Raw genomic sequence first — 14,657 nt, forward strand, 5'->3', positions numbered from 1 at the left:
CCCACGGGCCCGCGGAGCGGGCCTGTGGGCCGCGGTCCGGTCCGGGGGTGTTCTGGAGTGCGGTCAGGCGGTGACCTTCTCGGGCTGCTCCGCCTGGATGTCGGCGGGCTGCGCGGCGGGAGTGTTCTCCCGGGGTTCGGGGAGCACGGCCATGATCACGGCGGAGATCACGATGGTCGCCGCCCAGGCGAGCCCGTACTTGCCGACCGGGGTGCCGGAGAGCGGGCCGGCGAACCAGTCGCACTTGGTGAAGGCGAGCCCGAAGAGCAGTGCGAGCACCCAGGACACCATCGCCTGCCAGCAGAAGCCGCCCGCGTACCAGTAGCGGCTGTTCCTGCTGGTGTCCATCAGCGCGGCGGCGTCGTAGCGCACCGCGCGCGACCGGCGGCGGTACATGTCCACCGCGTAGACGCCGATCCAGGCCGAGAAGGAGACGGCGAGCAGGATCAGGAAGGTGATGAAGGAGCCCAGGAAGCTCTTGGCGACCAGCATCAGCAGCAGGCCGCCGACCAGCGAGATCACGGCGTTGATGCTGACGGCCAGGGCGCGCGGGAGCTTGACGCCCATGGTCTGCGCGGTGAAGCCCGCCGAGTACATGGAGAGGCTGTTGATCAGCAGCATGCCCACGATCGCGGTGAGCAGGTAGGGCACGGCCAGCCAGGTCGGCAGCAGGTCGCCGAGGAAGGAGACCGGGTCCGCGGCCTCGGCCAGGCCGGGGGAGGCCACCGCCATGACGGCGCCCATCAGCACCATCGGCACCATGACCAGGCCGGCGCCGGAGACCGTCACGCCGACGATCTTCTTGCCGGACGCGGCGTGCGGCAGGTAGCGGGCGAAGTCGGGACCGGTCGGGACCCAGCTGATGCCGCCGGCGGCGATGGTCCCGATGCCGGCGATCATCATCGCGGTGGTGCCCGCGGGCTTGGCGAAGACCTCGCTCCACTTCATGGTCGCGATCAGGTAGCCCAGCACCAGGACGCTGAAGAGGCCGAAGAGGTACGTCGACCAGGTGTTGCAGACGTTCAGCGCCTTGCGGCCCATGCCGGAGACCAGGAAGGTGCAGGCGACGAAGGCGAACAGCGTGATCACGATCAGCGCCGTGTTGCTCTTGACGCCGAACATCAGGTCGAGGACGGTCAGCACGGCGTAGGCGCCGGTGACGGCGTTGATCGTCTCCCAGCCGAACCGGGCGATCCAGAGGATCGCGCCGGGGAAGAGGTTGCCGCGCACCCCGAAGGTGGCCCGCGAGAGGGTCGCGCCCGGCGCCCCGCCCCACTTGCCGGAGACCGACAGCACGCCGACCATGCCGAAGGAGGCGAGCGCGGCGCACGCCGCGACGATCAGGACCTGCCAGAAGTTCAGCTGGTTGAACACGACCAGGGCGGCACCCATGGTGAGCAGCAGGACGCTGATGTTCGCCGCGACCCAGGTCGGGAAGAGCTCCCGGACTCTGCCCCCGCGCTCGTGGTCGGGGACGGGTTCGATACCGCGGGTCTCTATCGCGCCGTCGACGTCGACGGTGGACAGGTTGTCCATGAGGGTGGCTCCGTGCGTGTGAAGCGGGAGATGAATCGGGCAAATGGAACATCTATGGAACTCTTCGCGCGTAGCGCGGGAGTTGGGTCATCATACGATGTTCTAGATGTGACCTGATTGATGCGGTTGCTTGCTGGTGATCAGCCGACCGCGGACCATCGCCGTCGTGTCGCGCCGCCGAACCGGTGCGGCGGCGATCTAGCGTGGTCCACCGTGCCCTCCCCGAACGCCCCGTCCCACGGCGCCCGCCCGCAGGTGCGCGTCGGCGCCCTGCTGGGACGGCCGATGCTGTGGCTGGTCCCGTCCGTGCTCGCGGCGCTGGTCGCGCTGGGGCTGTCGCTGCTCTACATGGGCAGCATCCTCGATCCGAACGGCAACCTGCACCGCCTCCCGGTCGCCGTGGTGAACGCGGACACCGGCGCGCCGCTGCCCGGGCAGCAGCAGAACCTCGGGGCGCAGGTGACAGGGGCGGTCGTGGCGGCGTCCCCCGCGGGCTCGGTGGAGTGGCGGCAGGTCGGGCGGGCCGAGGCGCAGGACCAGTTGGCCTCCGGCAAGGTCTACGGCGTGCTGGTGATCCCGGAGGACTTCACGGCTTCGGTCGGGGCGCTGGCCACGTCGGGCGCGACGTCGCGGCCCACCATCACCGTGCTGACCAACCCGGGCGTGGGCAGCCTCGGCTCCTCGCTCGCGTCCCAGATCAACCAGAACGCCGCCCACCAGGCCTCGCTGACCATCGGGAAACAGCTGGCCGCGACGGGGGCCGACGCGACCACCCGGCTGCTGCTGGCCGATCCCGTCACGGTGGTGGTGCAGGTCGGCCACCCGATCGGGAGGCACAGCGGCCTCGGACTGAGCGCGTTCTACTACACGCTGCTGCTGGTGCTCGCCGGGTTCATCGGCGGAAACCTGGTCCACAACGGCGTCGACACCGCGCTCGGCTACGCCGACAGCGAGATCGGCCCCTGGCACACCCGCCGGCCCACCGTCCCGATCGACCGGACCCGGACGCTGGTGCTGAAGATGGTGATGACCGCCGGGATCTCGGTGCTGACCACGTCGATGGTCATGGTGGCCTGCGTCGTCGTGCTCGGCATGGACGCCTCGCACATCCCGCTGCTGTGGATCTTCTCCTACTGCGCCTGCCTCGCCGTCGGCCTCGGCGTCCAGGCCATCAACGCGGCGTTCGGCAGCATCGGGCAACTGGTGTCGATGTTCGTCTTCATCGCCCTGGCCCTGCCCTCCTCCGGGGCGACCATCCCGCTGGAGGCCACCCCGGCCTTCTACCGCTTCCTGGGCGCCTTCGAACCGATGCGGCAGCTCAGCGCGGGCGTCCGGGCCATCCTCTACTTCGACGCCCGCGCCGACGCCGGGCTGACCCGCGCCTGGATCATGATCGCGGTCGGCTTCGCGGCCGCCCTGGCCTTCGGCTTCGCGATGACGCGCTACTACGACCGCAAGGGCCTCAAGCGCCTCACCCCGCAACCGGTGGAAGCGCCGCCGGCGGAGGCCTGACCGGACCGTCGCCGGTGACGGGTCCGGAAGGAGGGGGCGGGGCGAGCGCCGGCCCGGCTCCCTGGCAGGATGGCCCGGCTCGGTGCCGACCGGTTCGGGCTGCGTGGATCTTGGAGAACCCGATGAGCGACCCCCGGCCCGCCGCCGCTCCCGTGACCGTGGCCACCGACGCGGGCATGCTCGCGCTGTGGAGCCCGGCCGCGTTCGCCGGGGTGGTCGACCACGCGAGCTGGGAGCCGGAGCTGTCGGAGGAGGACGGCCGGCTCCGGCACATCCGGGCCGGGGCGCTGGTGCCGATCAACATCCGCTCGGACGGCGCCTTCGGCGTCGTGGTCCGGGTCGGCTCCGCAGCCGAGGACGCCCGGCTGACCGAGCGCGAGTCGGCGTACGTCGTCGTGTCCTCGAAGCCGTACCTCCTCCGCTCGCGGGGCGTGGCCTGTCTCAGCGGGATCGAGGCCGTCGCCGGTGAGCCGTGGCCCGACACGGTTCGGCTCGACCTGGCGGACGGCGACCACTCGGTGGTCGTCCACCTGATCGACTGGGAGGCCGAGCCGGGGAGCACCGCCGACGGGAAGCCCTCGCAGGACGCGCTCGCCGACTTCGTCGTGCTGGTGAACCCGGCCTCGGCCGCCGCCTCCGGGCCGTACCGCGTGGCGACGGACACCTTCGAGCTCGGCGAGTGACCGCCGGGCGGTTCCGGGCCGGTTCTAGCCGTCCAGCCGCCGCTTGATCCAGTCGGTGTAGCCCAGCGGGTAGTCGTAGCCGGGGCGGTTGACGTCGGCGCTGGTGCGAAAGGGGGTGCCGCCGTTGTCGATGCGGACGGTGCCGCGGCGGCCGCCGCTGGACCAGTCCAGCGTCAGGTCCCAGCGGACGTCGTGCGCCTTGGTGTGCGCGGTGACGTAGAAGACCTCGGGGTCGGACGCGCTCACCTTGTACGGGAATTCGCGCTGGCCGCCCTTGACGGTGAGCACGGGACTGCCCCGGTCGAGGTCGATGTCGAAGGACTTGGTCCCGACCTCGCCGCCGCAGCCGACCCCCATCGAGTAGTCGTTCCAGGCGAGCGGCGCGCCCTTGGCCGTGATCCGCACGTGCAGCGCCTCCAGGACGACCGTGTCCGCTCCGGTGCCCTGGACGGTGAGGGCGACCTGCTGCTCGCGGGAGGAGACCGCACCGTAGGCGGCGGCCCAGCGCGGGGCGTCGCGCTCGGTGGCCGGCGGGCCGACCTGGGCGGGCGCGCTGTTGACGAGGAAGTGCTGGCTGCACGGGTCGGCGTAGACGTACGGGCGGATGCCGACGGTGAGCGGCGCCGGCGCGTCGGCGGTGGGGGTGGGGCTCGGCGGCGCGGGCGTGACGGCGGCCGCGGCGGTGGAGGCGGCGGGGACGGGGAGGGGGGATTCCGGTGCGGCGGCTGTACCCGCCGTAGCCGTACCCGCCGTAGCCGTACCCGCCGTACCTGCCGGACCAGCCGACAGCGTCGTGCCGGCCTCCTGCCGGCCGTCCGCATCGCTGCCGGCACCCCAGATCGCGGGACGCACGACGATCACCGCGGCGGCCACCACAGCGACGGCCGCGGCGGAGGCGATCAGCGCGTTCCGGCGGCGCTGTGGCGGAGCGGACTCCGCCGGCTCCTCGACGGCAGGCTCGTCGACGGTCGGCTTCTTGACGGCCGGCTCCGCATGGGCCTCGGGAGGTGCGGTCGGGGCACTCCGACGAGCCCGCGCCGCGTCCGCCAGGATCCAGCTCCGGTGCAGCTCCACGAGCTCCTCCGGCGTCGCCCGGCAGACCCGTGCGAAGCGTTCCGCCGGCGTGTACTCGTTGGGCAGCGCCGTGCCGTTGCAATAGCGGTGCAGCGTCGACGTGCTCGTGTGCAGGCGCTTGGCCAGCGTTCCGTAACTCAGTCCCGAGCGGGTCTTGAGTCCGCTCAGCAACCGCGCGAACTCCTCCGCCTCCGCGCTCCCCGTGCCCTCCGACACCCGTCCCCTCCGATCCCCCCGCGTCCCGTTCCGGCGTTCCAGGCTCGTCCAAGTCGCGCTGGTCAGAGCCCGGTTCGCCGTTCCACCCTACCTATCGCCCCGTCAGACGTGGCGGCCGGGACGGATGGTTCCGCAGGCTTCGGTCATCCGATGGACGCACCGTCCGACCGAAGGCCGAAAGGGGCGCGACCTCATGTCCGTCCGTACCTCCCGCACCCGTCCGATCACCGTCGCCGCGACCGTCGTGGCCGCCGCCCTCTCGCTGGCCGCGTGCAACGACAACGGGGACATCGGGGACATCGCGACGTCCACCGGCCCGTCGCTCAGGGCCACCGCACCCGCCTCGCCGGCGGCCCCCACGTCCGTCGGCGCGGCCGGCAAGACCCCGGCCGCCGTTCCGAAGACCCCCGCGCCGATGACCTCCGCGCCTTCCGCGCCCGCCGCCCCGACCACCTGCCAGGCCGCCGACACCAAGACGGTCGCCGCCCCGCTCAACCGCCCGGTGAACCACCTGCTGCTCACGGTGACCAACACCGGCCCCGGCACCTGCTACCTCCACGGCTACCCGGCCGTGCGGTTCGGCGAGGACCAGTCCGTGCCCCCGGTCATCGCCGAGTCGAAGCCGCAGGCCGTCGTCACGCTGAAGCCCGGCGAGTCCGGCTACGCGTCCGTCGACCTGTCCTCCACCGACGGCACCAACGGCTCCAACGGCCGCACCGCGACGTCCCTGGTCGTCTACTTCCACGGCCCCTCCGGCAACGCGAGCGTCGGCGCCGGGGCCCACCCGTCGCTGCCGGAGAAGGGCGTCTACGTGGACGACTCCCTCAAGGTCACCTACTGGCAGCAGTCGCTGGACGACGCCACCTCCTGGTGACGGCGCCACCCCGCGACGATGAGGTCGCCTCCGGCCGGACGACCGGAGGCGACCTCAGGCGACCGGGCTCAGGCGCGCACGGCCGCGCCCGCCCAGGCGCGGTTGCCGAGGAGGGTCTTGACGTCCGAGGCGAGGCCGTTGTCGGGGTTCACCAGGAAACCGAGCTCGTAGAGGGTGTTCTTGTCCCAGTTGGTGGTCAGCAGGCGGACCGGGACGTCGCCCGGGTGGGCCTGGAGGGCGAGCTTGAGCTCGGCGACCACCTGGGGGGTGAGCCGGGAGACCGGGACGGTGATCTGGACCGGCGGCTTGGTGCCGAGCTCGGCGGAGGAGACGTCGAGCGTGCTGATCTCCTGGCCGAAGATGCTGAGCGATCCGTCGCGCTCGTTGAGGCGGCCGCGGACCGAGATCACGTTGTCCTCGATCATCTGGTCGGCCATGAGGTTGTAGGTCGCCGGGAAGAACAGCACCTCGACCGAGCCGTCGCGGTCGGCGAGGGTGATGATCGCCCAGGCGTTGCCCGCCTTGTTGATGCGCCGGTCCACGCCGGTGATCAGGCCGGAGAGGCGGACCTCGCCCTCGGAGCGGCCGGAGCCGAGGAGTTCGGCGATCGAGGTGTCGCGGTTCTGGGAGAGGATGTGCTCGGCGCCGTCCAGCGGATGGCTGGAGACGTACAGGCCGAGCATCTCGCGCTCCAGGGCGAGGAGTTGGCGGCGGGGCCACTCCTGGTCGGTGAGCTGGAAGTCCAGCCCGATGCCCGGGCCGTCGCCGTCGCCGGTGTCCATCGCGCCGAACAGGTCGTCCTGGCCGATGGCCTGCTGCTTCTTCACCCCGGTGACGGCGTCGATCGCGGTCTCGTGGACGCTGCTGAGCGAGAGCCGGGTGTGGCCGAGGGAGTCGAAGGCGCCCGCCTTGACCAGGGAGTCGACGGTGCGCTTGTTGCAGACGACCAGCTCGACCTTGTCCAGGAAGTCGGGGAACGAGGTGTACTTGCCGTTCTCCGCGCGGGTGCGCACCAGGGACTCGATGACCGGCACGCCGACGTTGCGCACGGCCTTGAGGCCGAAGCGGACGTCGCTGCCGACGGCGGTGAAGTCGACCACCGACTCGTTGACGTCGGGGGAGAGGATCTTGATGCCCATCTGCCGGCACTCGGCCAGGTAGACCGCCATCTTGTCCTTGTCGTCGGCGACGGACGTGAGCAGCGCGGCCATGTACTCGGCCGGGTAGTTGGCCTTCAGGTAGGCGGTCTGGTAGGAGACCAGGCCGTACGCGGCGGAGTGCGACTTGTTGAACGCGTAGCCGGCGAACGGGACCAGGACGTCCCACACGGCCTGGATGGCCTCGTCGGAGTAGCCGCGCTCCTTGCAGCCCGCGTGGAAGGGCACGAACTCCTTCTCCAGCACCTCCTTCTTCTTCTTGCCCATCGCGCGGCGCAGCAGGTCTGCCTGTCCGAGCGAGTAGCCGGCCAGCACCTGGGCGGCTCGCTGGACCTGCTCCTGGTAGACGATCAGGCCGTAGGTGGGGCCGAGGACGTCCTTGAGCGGTTCCTCCAGCTCGGGGTGGATCGGGATGATCTCCTGCTGGGCGTTCTTGCGCAGCGCGTAGTTGGTGTGCGAGTTCATGCCCATCGGGCCGGGCCGGTAGAGCGCGGAGACGGCGGAGATGTCGGCGAACTCGGTGGGCTTCATCAGCTTGAGCAGGGCGCGCATGGGGCCGCCGTCGAGCTGGAACACGCCCAGGGTGTCGCCGCGGGCCAGCAGCTGGTAGGTGGTGGGGTCGTCGATCGGGATCTTCTCGATGTCGACGTCGATGCCCCGGTTGGCCTTCACGATCTTGATGCAGTGGTCGATGATGCCCAGGTTCCGCAGACCCAGGAAGTCCATCTTGATCAGGCCCATGGCTTCGCACGACGGGTAGTCGAAGCCGGTGATGATCACGCCGTCCTTGTCCCGCATGTGCAGCGGGATCAGGTCGAGCAGCGGGGTCGAGGAGAGGATGACGGCCGCGGCGTGCACGCCGGTGCCGCGGATGAGGCCCTCGATGCCCCGGCCGGTGTCGATGATCTTCTTGACGTCCGGCTCGTTCTGGTACAGCGCCCGGATCTCGGTGCCCTCGTTGTACCGGGCGTGCTTCTCGTCGAACAGGTCGGCCAGCGGCACGCCCTTGCCCATGACGTCCGGCGGCATCGCCTTGGTGATCCGGTCGCCCATGGAGAACGGGTAGCCGAGGATGCGGTTGGCGTCCTTCACGGCGGCCTTGGCCTTGATCGTGCCGAAGGTGTTCACCTGGGCCGTGTAGGCGGCGCCGTACTTCTCGGTGACGTAGCGGACCATCTGGTCGCGCTGGCGGTCGTCGAAGTCGATGTCGACGTCCGGGGGGTTGATGCGCTCGGGGTTGAGGAAGCGCTCGAAGAGGAGGTCGTGCTCCAGCGGGTCCAGCTGGGTGATGCCGGTCAGGTAGGCGACCATCGAGCCGGCCGCCGAGCCTCGGCCGGGGCCGACCGGGATGCCGTTGTCCCGGCCGTACTGGCAGATGTCGGCGACCACGAGGAAGTAGGCGTCGAACCCCATCGGGGTGATCACGCCCATCTCCAGCTCGATGCGGTCCAGCACCTCCTGGCTGGGGCTGTCGCCGTACCGGTGCTGCAGCCCGATCTCGATCTTCTTGCGCAGGTAGGAGGCCTGGGTCTCGCCCTCGGGCACGTCGAACTGGGGCATCCGGTCGACGTAGGTGAAGACCTCCTCGTACGACTCGACGCGCTCGGCGATCGCGAGGGTGTTGTCGCAGGCCTCCGGCAGTTCGCGGAAGAGCTCGCGCATCTCCTCGGCGGTCTTGACGTAGTAGCCGGTGCCCTGGAACTTGAACCGGTTCGGGTCGTCCTTGTTCTTGCCCACACCGACGCAGAGCAGGCTGTCGTGGGCGTCGGCCTGGTCGGCGGTCACGTAGTGCGAGTCGTTGGTGGCGAGCAGCGGGATGTTCAGCTGCTTGGCCAGGCGCAGGAGGTCCTCGCGGACGTCCTTCTCGATGTCGAGGCCGTGGTCCATCAGCTCCAGGAAGTAGTTCTCCTTGCCGAAGATGTCCTGGTAGGCGCCGGCCGCCTTGACCGCCTCGTCGTACTGGCCGAGGCGCAGCCGGGTCTGCACCTCGCCGGAGGGGCAGCCGGTGGTGGCGATGATGCCGCCCGCGTTGGCGGCGATCAGCTCGCGGTCCATGCGGGGCTTCATGTAGTAGCCCTCCATCGACGCGAGCGAGGAGAGCTTGAAGAGGTTCCGCAGGCCGGTCGCGTTCTGCGCCCACATGGTCATGTGGGTGTAGCGGCCGCCGCCGGAGACGTCCTTGCCGCCCTCGCCGTCGGCGCCGGAGGGGCGCTGGCCGCCCGGCGCCCAGAAGACCTGCTTCTTGTGGAAGCGCGAGGCCGGGGCGACGTACGCCTCGATGCCGATGATCGGCTTCACCCCGGTCTTCGCGGCGGCGTGGAAGAACTCGTACGCGCCGAACATGTTGCCGTGGTCGCTCATCGCGATGGCGGGCATGCCCTGTCTCTCCGCCTCGGCGAACAGCTTGCCGTTCTTCGCCGCCCCGTCCAGCATCGAGTACTCGGTGTGGACGTGCAGGTGCGCGAAGCTGTCGGACACGGCGCTGTGCTCCTCGGAGGGATCTCGGGGACCGCGGGAAACGCGGGGGGAACAAGCGGTCCAGGCTAGCGGGTCGGAGCGTTCGACGCGCCGGGCGGGGCGTCCGCGGCGGATACTTTGACGGATCCTTCCCGCCGCCTTGACAGGGCGGTGCTCGGGTCACTAGTGCTTCAGGGCGCGGTAGTTGCGCCGCACGGCGACGGCTACGACGTCACCGCGGCGGAGCGGCGTCGAGCTCGGCCCAGACCGTCTTGCCCCCGGGGTGCGGCTGGGCGCCCCAGCGGGTCGCGGCGTTCCGGACGATGAAGAGGCCGTGCCCGCCCGGCACGCCCGGGCGGTGGGGCAGGCGCGGTTCGGGCAGGGCGGTCGAGCGGTCGGTGACCTCGATGCGCAGACGGGCCGGGGAGGCGTCGAGGACGAGGTCCACCGGGCCGCCCGCGTGCAGCAGGGCGTTGGCGACCAGCTCGGCGACGAGGAGGACGATGTCGTCCGCGCCGGAGCCGCCCGTCGGCCACGACCAGTCGGCGACGGCCTGCGCGGCGTACGCCCGGGCGCGGGCGACGGGCTTCGGCTGCCCGGCCAGGTGCAGGCGGCGGCGCTGTCCGCCGGGCGGCAGCGTGGGGCCGGTGCCCGGCCGGTCGTCGTCGAGGGTTGCCCGGCTGGTCGTCATGTGCGGGGTCCCCTTCGGCTTCGGCGTCGTGGTCCGTTTCGTCTGTTTTGGTGCGCTTGGTCGTGATTCGTCGCGCTTGGGTGCGCTTCGTCGTGCTTGGGTGTGCTTGGTCGTGCTTCGTCTGCCCGGATTCCCGGCCGTGGGCGGATCATGCGCGCCGTCGACCGGATTCGACCGCGCCGGGCTCGGGGCGGGATCTGCGCCGCCGGTCAGAGCGGTGCGGCGAGCGCCGCGTCCACGGACGGGTGGAGCGAGAAGACGCTGTCGGCGCAGGTCAGTTCGAGCAGCCGGAGCACGGTGGCGGACGGCGCCGCGAGGCGGAACCCGACGTCCGCGGCGATCGCCGCCACGCGGGTCCGCAACAGCAGGTTCAGGCCGGAGGAGTCGCAGAAGTCGACGAGCCCGAGGTCGACGACGAGCAGCGGCGGGCGCCGGGCCACCAGGTCGTGGAGCGCGTTCCTGGCGGGCTCCAGGCCCTCGATGTCGAGGTCGCCCGCCAGCGCGCAGACGGCCGCCCGGGTGTCGGTGTGCCGGGTGTGCACGACCAGGTCGGGCCGGGGGCGGGAGCCCGTCTGGAAGGGGTTGGGGAACGCGGTGGTCGGCACGGTCGCGGGCTCGTTCTCTGCGGGCATCGTCTGCTCTGCGGGCATCGTCGTGCTTCCCCTTCACGGGTGTGCTCCACGACCGTACGCACGCCACCCGGGTGCGGCCAAGGCCGTGGGTGGCGTGCGCGGCGTCGCGGGAGTGCGGGGCCGGCTTACGGGGCGGTGAGGTCCGCGTGGAGCCTCTTCAACAGGCGGTTGAGGAGCCGGGAGACGTGCATCTGGGACAGTCCGAGGCGGGCGCCGATCTGGGACTGGGTGAGGTCCTCGCCGAAGCGCATCGACAGGATGAGCCGGTCGCGCTCCGGCAGGGCGGCGATGAGGGGCTTGAGGACGATCAGGTCCTCGACGGTGGCGAACCGCGGGTCCTCCTCGCCGAGGCGCTGGGTGAGCGGGTTCGGCTCCTGCCGCCCCTCGGTGGCGGGGGCGTCCAGGGAGCCCGCGGTGTGGCCGTTGGCGGCGGCGAGACCCTCGATCACCTCCTCCTCCGACAGGTCGAGGTGTGCGGCGATCTCGGGCACCGTCGGCGCCCGGCCCAGGCGCTGGAACAGCTCGTCGCGGGACTTCGCGAGGGTGATGCGCAGCTCCTGGAGGCGGCGCGGCACGTGGACGGCCCAGGTGGCGTCGCGGAAGTGGCGGCGGATCTCGCCGAGGATGGTCGGCAGGGCGAAGGTGGTGAACTCCGCGCCGTGGTCGGGGTCGAAGCGGTCGATCGCCTTGATCAGGCCGACCGAGCCGACCTGCACGAGGTCTTCGACGGGCTCCTGGTGGTTGCCCACGCGGCGGATCGCGAACCGGACCAGCGACAGGTTGAGCTCGATCAGTGTGGTGCGTACGTAGGAGTACTCGCGGGTGCCCTCCTCCAGCGCCGCCAGCCGGACCAGCAGCACCCGCGTCAGCTCGCGCGCGTCGGCGGGCGCGACGTGCCGGGGGTCGTCGATGCCGTCGAGCCCGGGGATGCCGTCGAGCCCAGGGGAGTCCACTGCGGGGGAGTCCAGCGTGGGGGAGTCCAGCGCGGGGGTGGCGGCGCGAGGGTCTCTGGGTGCCCCGACCGCCGGGGCCTCGTCCGGAGCCCGGCCTGTCGCGCGGTGGAGGAGTTCGTCACTGGTCGTGGCCATGTCGGTCCTTTCCCCTCGGCGTACGGTCCGTCCCCGGGTACCCGCCGAGTCCGGATCCATGCCGGTGGCCGGTGTGAGGATCGCGTGAACGGCCGGGGACTGCGGATCCTCGACAGCGGATCTTCAGCGGCGGATTCTCGGCGGCGGATCTTCGGGTGTCCCGGGCGGTTCTCCGATCCGGTGGCATGAACCGCGGCAACCGGGGCAGCCGAGCGGTCACGGCGGACGCGCCGGACACCACATACACGGGCCGGGACAGCCGGCGGTCGTCCCGGCCCGAGGAACCCGGGAAAGGGGAAACGCCCATGGAACGTCTTGCCGCCCGGATCACCATGCGACTGATGACCGGCGACGAACGCAGCCGGCTCCTGGAGGTCGGCTGGTCCTACCGGTCCGACGAACCGCACGCGGTGGCGCTGGACTTCGCGGACTTCCAGCCGGACGCCACGTGGACGCTCTCGCGCGACCTGCTCGTCGCCGGCCTCCACGGGCCCGCGGGGGAGGGCGACGTCCACGTGGCCCCGTTCGACGACGCCTACGTGCTGATCGCGCTCGCCGACGACGAGGGCGTCGCCCTGCTCGCCGCCTCCGCCGACGCCGTCGCCCGGTTCCTGGCCGCCACCGCCCGGATAGTGCCGCCCGGGCTCGAACACACCCGGATCGACTGGGACCGGGAGCTGAAGGACCTGCTGGTCGCCTGACCGCACCGAATCGATCGGTCCCCCGCTGGAGAGGAGACGTCACCCATGGCCTTCACCCCCGCCGAGCCCGGCCTCCCGCCACCGCCGCCGCTCCCGCCGGAGCCCCTGGCGCCGCCGGATCCGACCCGGCCGCCCGGCCCGCCCCTGGTGCCCGACCCTCCGCCGTCGCCGGGCACGCCCGAGCCCCCGCCCGACCCGCTCCCGGATCCGGACCCCCTGTGGCCCCCGCCCGAACCGGCCGGGCCGCAGCCGGGCCACCCGGAACCGCCCGAGCCGCCCGACTGAACCAGCCGTTCGGCCCGCTCGAACCCCGTCGCCGCGGAAAGGAGACCGGCACATGTGGTGGAGCCTGCTCCGCCTCGCCGTCGTCGGCGTCGCCGCCGTCACCTACGGCCTCGACCGGGTGGCGCAGGCGGCGGCGCGGCGGCTGGCGCTCCCCGGGGGCCCGGCCGGCGTGCCGCTCCTGGTGCGCCGCTGCCGCCGGCCGGTCCTGGCACTGACGGCGTCCCTCGTGCTCGCCGCCGCGCAGCCGTGGATCGCCGCGCCGCCCGCCGCCCGCGCCGGGCTGCGGCACCTGGCGGTGATCCTCGCGATCGCCTCCGGCGGATGGCTGTGCGGCCGCCTCGTCGCGCTCGTCGCCGAGGGCGCCCTCAGGATCGCCGTCCACCGGCGCGACCCGGTGTGGGCCGGGCGCGCCCGGACCCAGGTCGGCCTGCTCGGCCGGATCTGCCAGGCGATCGTCGCCGTCGCGACGCTGGGTGCCGTCCTGATGACCTTCCCGGAGGTCCGCGGCGTCGGCACGAGCCTGCTGGCCTCCGCCGGCCTGGTCGGCGTGGCGGCGGGCGTGGCGGCGCAGAGCACGCTCGCCAACGTCTTCGCCGGGGTGCAGATGGCCTTCGGCGACCTGGCGCGCATCGGGGACGTCGTCGTGGTGGCCGGGGAGTGGGGGAAGGTGGAGGAGATCACGCTGACGGCCGTGGTGATCGAGACCTGGGACCAGCGACGGCTGGTGATGCCGATGTCCTACTTCGTCGGCCGCCCGTTCGAGAACTGGTCCCGCCGCTCCAGCCGGATCACCGGCACGGCGCTGCTCCACCTCGACCACCACACCCCGGTGGGGGTGCTGCGGCAGGAGTTCGACGACTTCCTGGCCAAGAGCGACCTGTGGGACGGCGAGGGCAGCGCCCTGCAGGTGGTCGACACCACCCCCACCACGATCGTCGTCCGCGCGCTGGCGACGGCGGCCGACGCCGATGACGCGTTCGCGCTCCGCTGTGCCCTGCGCGAGCACCTCATCGGCTACCTGCGGGACGAGCATCCGTACGCCCTGCCGCGCATATCCGTGGGGGACGCGGCAGGGCGCCGCCCGGACGCGCGGGAGTCCGTCGACACCCCGGGCCCGGCCCGGGGCCCTCACACCACGTGACCGACGTCCAGCCCGTGGGCGGCCGCTCACGGGCCGGACGCGTGCCGCACACCCGGCCGGCCGTGGCCCGGAGACCAGGACTGCCCGGGGGTGTCGTTCAGGAACCCGCCGGTCCGTCCTCGATGTCCGAGATCAGCTTGGTGCTCAGGTCGCTCTGCACGGCCAGCCGGGTGTGGCCGGCGTCCGGGCCGGTGCCCCAGGTGAGGGTGACCGTCGTGAACAGGTGGCCGGCGCCGGAGTCGTGGTAGCGGACCTCCCAGCGGGTGGGGACGTCCTGGGCGCGCAGGACGCCGTCGGCGTGGTTGGCCTCCTCCCAGGCGGCCAGGCGCCGGCGGAAGTCCTCGGTGAGGTAGTGGGCGCGGAGTTCGTCGGACAGGTCGTCCGTGCCGTCGGACACGGCGTCGATGTAGGCGCCGTAGAAGTCGGCGACGCGGTCGACTGCCGAGTCCGGGCTCCCGCCTCGGATGGCTGAGGACGTGACGGTCCGGCTGTCGGTCATGGGTTCGTCTCCATCTCTGATCTTGCAGGGTATCCCCGGCTTCAGCCGGGGAGGGAATGCATCCTTGGCCCGGAGCCGCGAAGCGGCGGAGAACGCTGCGTTGTCAGTGGG

At 71.9% G+C, this 14,657-nt stretch carries 12 protein-coding genes; 5 read left to right on the plus strand and 7 right to left on the minus strand.

From position 1 onward, the window contains the following. Positions 1–63: 63 nt before the first annotated feature. Positions 64–1,536, minus strand: a complete 1,473-nt coding sequence (locus ACFXDE_RS42045; RefSeq protein ID WP_380499463.1) for a purine-cytosine permease family protein — start codon at positions 1,534–1,536, stop codon at positions 64–66. A 285-nt stretch (positions 1,537–1,821) separates the two neighbouring features. On the opposite strand from ACFXDE_RS42045, the gene ACFXDE_RS42050 reads away from it, so the two are divergent. Both ACFXDE_RS42050 and ACFXDE_RS42055 read left to right on the plus strand, forming a co-directional pair. After that, positions 1,822–3,048 carry a YhgE/Pip domain-containing protein gene (locus tag ACFXDE_RS42050; protein WP_380499475.1) on the plus strand — a complete coding sequence of 409 codons (1,227 nt, stop codon included), beginning with the start codon at positions 1,822–1,824 and terminating at the stop codon, positions 3,046–3,048. A gap of 122 nt (positions 3,049–3,170) precedes the next feature. Continuing rightward, positions 3,171–3,731, plus strand: coding sequence for a hypothetical protein (locus tag ACFXDE_RS42055; protein ID WP_380499464.1), 561 nt, complete (start codon positions 3,171–3,173; stop codon positions 3,729–3,731). A gap of 24 nt (positions 3,732–3,755) precedes the next feature. Here the strand turns inward: ACFXDE_RS42055 and ACFXDE_RS42060 are convergent, their stop codons facing one another. Next, positions 3,756–5,021, minus strand: a complete 1,266-nt coding sequence (locus ACFXDE_RS42060; RefSeq protein ID WP_380499465.1) for a helix-turn-helix domain-containing protein — start codon at positions 5,019–5,021, stop codon at positions 3,756–3,758. A gap of 193 nt (positions 5,022–5,214) precedes the next feature. Between ACFXDE_RS42060 and ACFXDE_RS42065 the strand changes: the two genes are divergently transcribed. Next, positions 5,215–5,895, plus strand: a complete 681-nt coding sequence (locus tag ACFXDE_RS42065; RefSeq protein WP_380499466.1) for a DUF4232 domain-containing protein — start codon at positions 5,215–5,217, stop codon at positions 5,893–5,895. A 68-nt stretch (positions 5,896–5,963) separates the two neighbouring features. Here the strand turns inward: ACFXDE_RS42065 and dnaE are convergent, their stop codons facing one another. The 4 genes from dnaE to ACFXDE_RS42085 form a co-directional block, all read right to left on the minus strand. Continuing rightward, positions 5,964–9,530, minus strand: a complete 3,567-nt coding sequence (gene dnaE / locus ACFXDE_RS42070) for a DNA polymerase III subunit alpha (protein WP_380499468.1) — start codon at positions 9,528–9,530, stop codon at positions 5,964–5,966. Between the two features lie 211 nt (positions 9,531–9,741). Further along, complete coding sequence (locus ACFXDE_RS42075; RefSeq protein ID WP_380499469.1) at positions 9,742–10,200, minus strand: ATP-binding protein; 459 nt, start codon at positions 10,198–10,200, stop codon at positions 9,742–9,744. A gap of 209 nt (positions 10,201–10,409) precedes the next feature. After that, positions 10,410–10,850 (minus strand): STAS domain-containing protein, encoded by a 441-nt coding sequence (locus tag ACFXDE_RS42080; protein ID WP_380499470.1) that lies wholly within the window; start codon positions 10,848–10,850, stop codon positions 10,410–10,412. A 107-nt stretch (positions 10,851–10,957) separates the two neighbouring features. Beyond that, positions 10,958–11,920, minus strand: coding sequence for a SigB/SigF/SigG family RNA polymerase sigma factor (locus ACFXDE_RS42085; protein WP_380499471.1), 963 nt, complete (start codon positions 11,918–11,920; stop codon positions 10,958–10,960). Positions 11,921–12,225: 305 nt separating this feature from the next. On the opposite strand from ACFXDE_RS42085, the gene ACFXDE_RS42090 reads away from it, so the two are divergent. Both ACFXDE_RS42090 and ACFXDE_RS42095 read left to right on the plus strand, forming a co-directional pair. Continuing rightward, positions 12,226–12,621, plus strand: a complete 396-nt coding sequence (locus tag ACFXDE_RS42090; protein WP_380499472.1) for an SsgA family sporulation/cell division regulator — start codon at positions 12,226–12,228, stop codon at positions 12,619–12,621. A gap of 337 nt (positions 12,622–12,958) precedes the next feature. After that, positions 12,959–14,047 carry a mechanosensitive ion channel family protein gene (locus ACFXDE_RS42095; protein ID WP_380499473.1) on the plus strand — a complete coding sequence of 363 codons (1,089 nt, stop codon included), beginning with the start codon at positions 12,959–12,961 and terminating at the stop codon, positions 14,045–14,047. Positions 14,048–14,144: 97 nt separating this feature from the next. Here the strand turns inward: ACFXDE_RS42095 and ACFXDE_RS42100 are convergent, their stop codons facing one another. After that, positions 14,145–14,546: a hypothetical protein gene (locus tag ACFXDE_RS42100; protein WP_380499474.1), complete on the minus strand. Its 402-nt coding sequence runs from the start codon at positions 14,544–14,546 to the stop codon at positions 14,145–14,147. Positions 14,547–14,657: the final 111 nt, after the last annotated feature.

The sequence above is a fragment of the Kitasatospora sp. NPDC059408 genome, from assembly GCF_042751525.1.
GTDB lineage: Bacteria > Actinomycetota > Actinomycetes > Streptomycetales > Streptomycetaceae > Kitasatospora.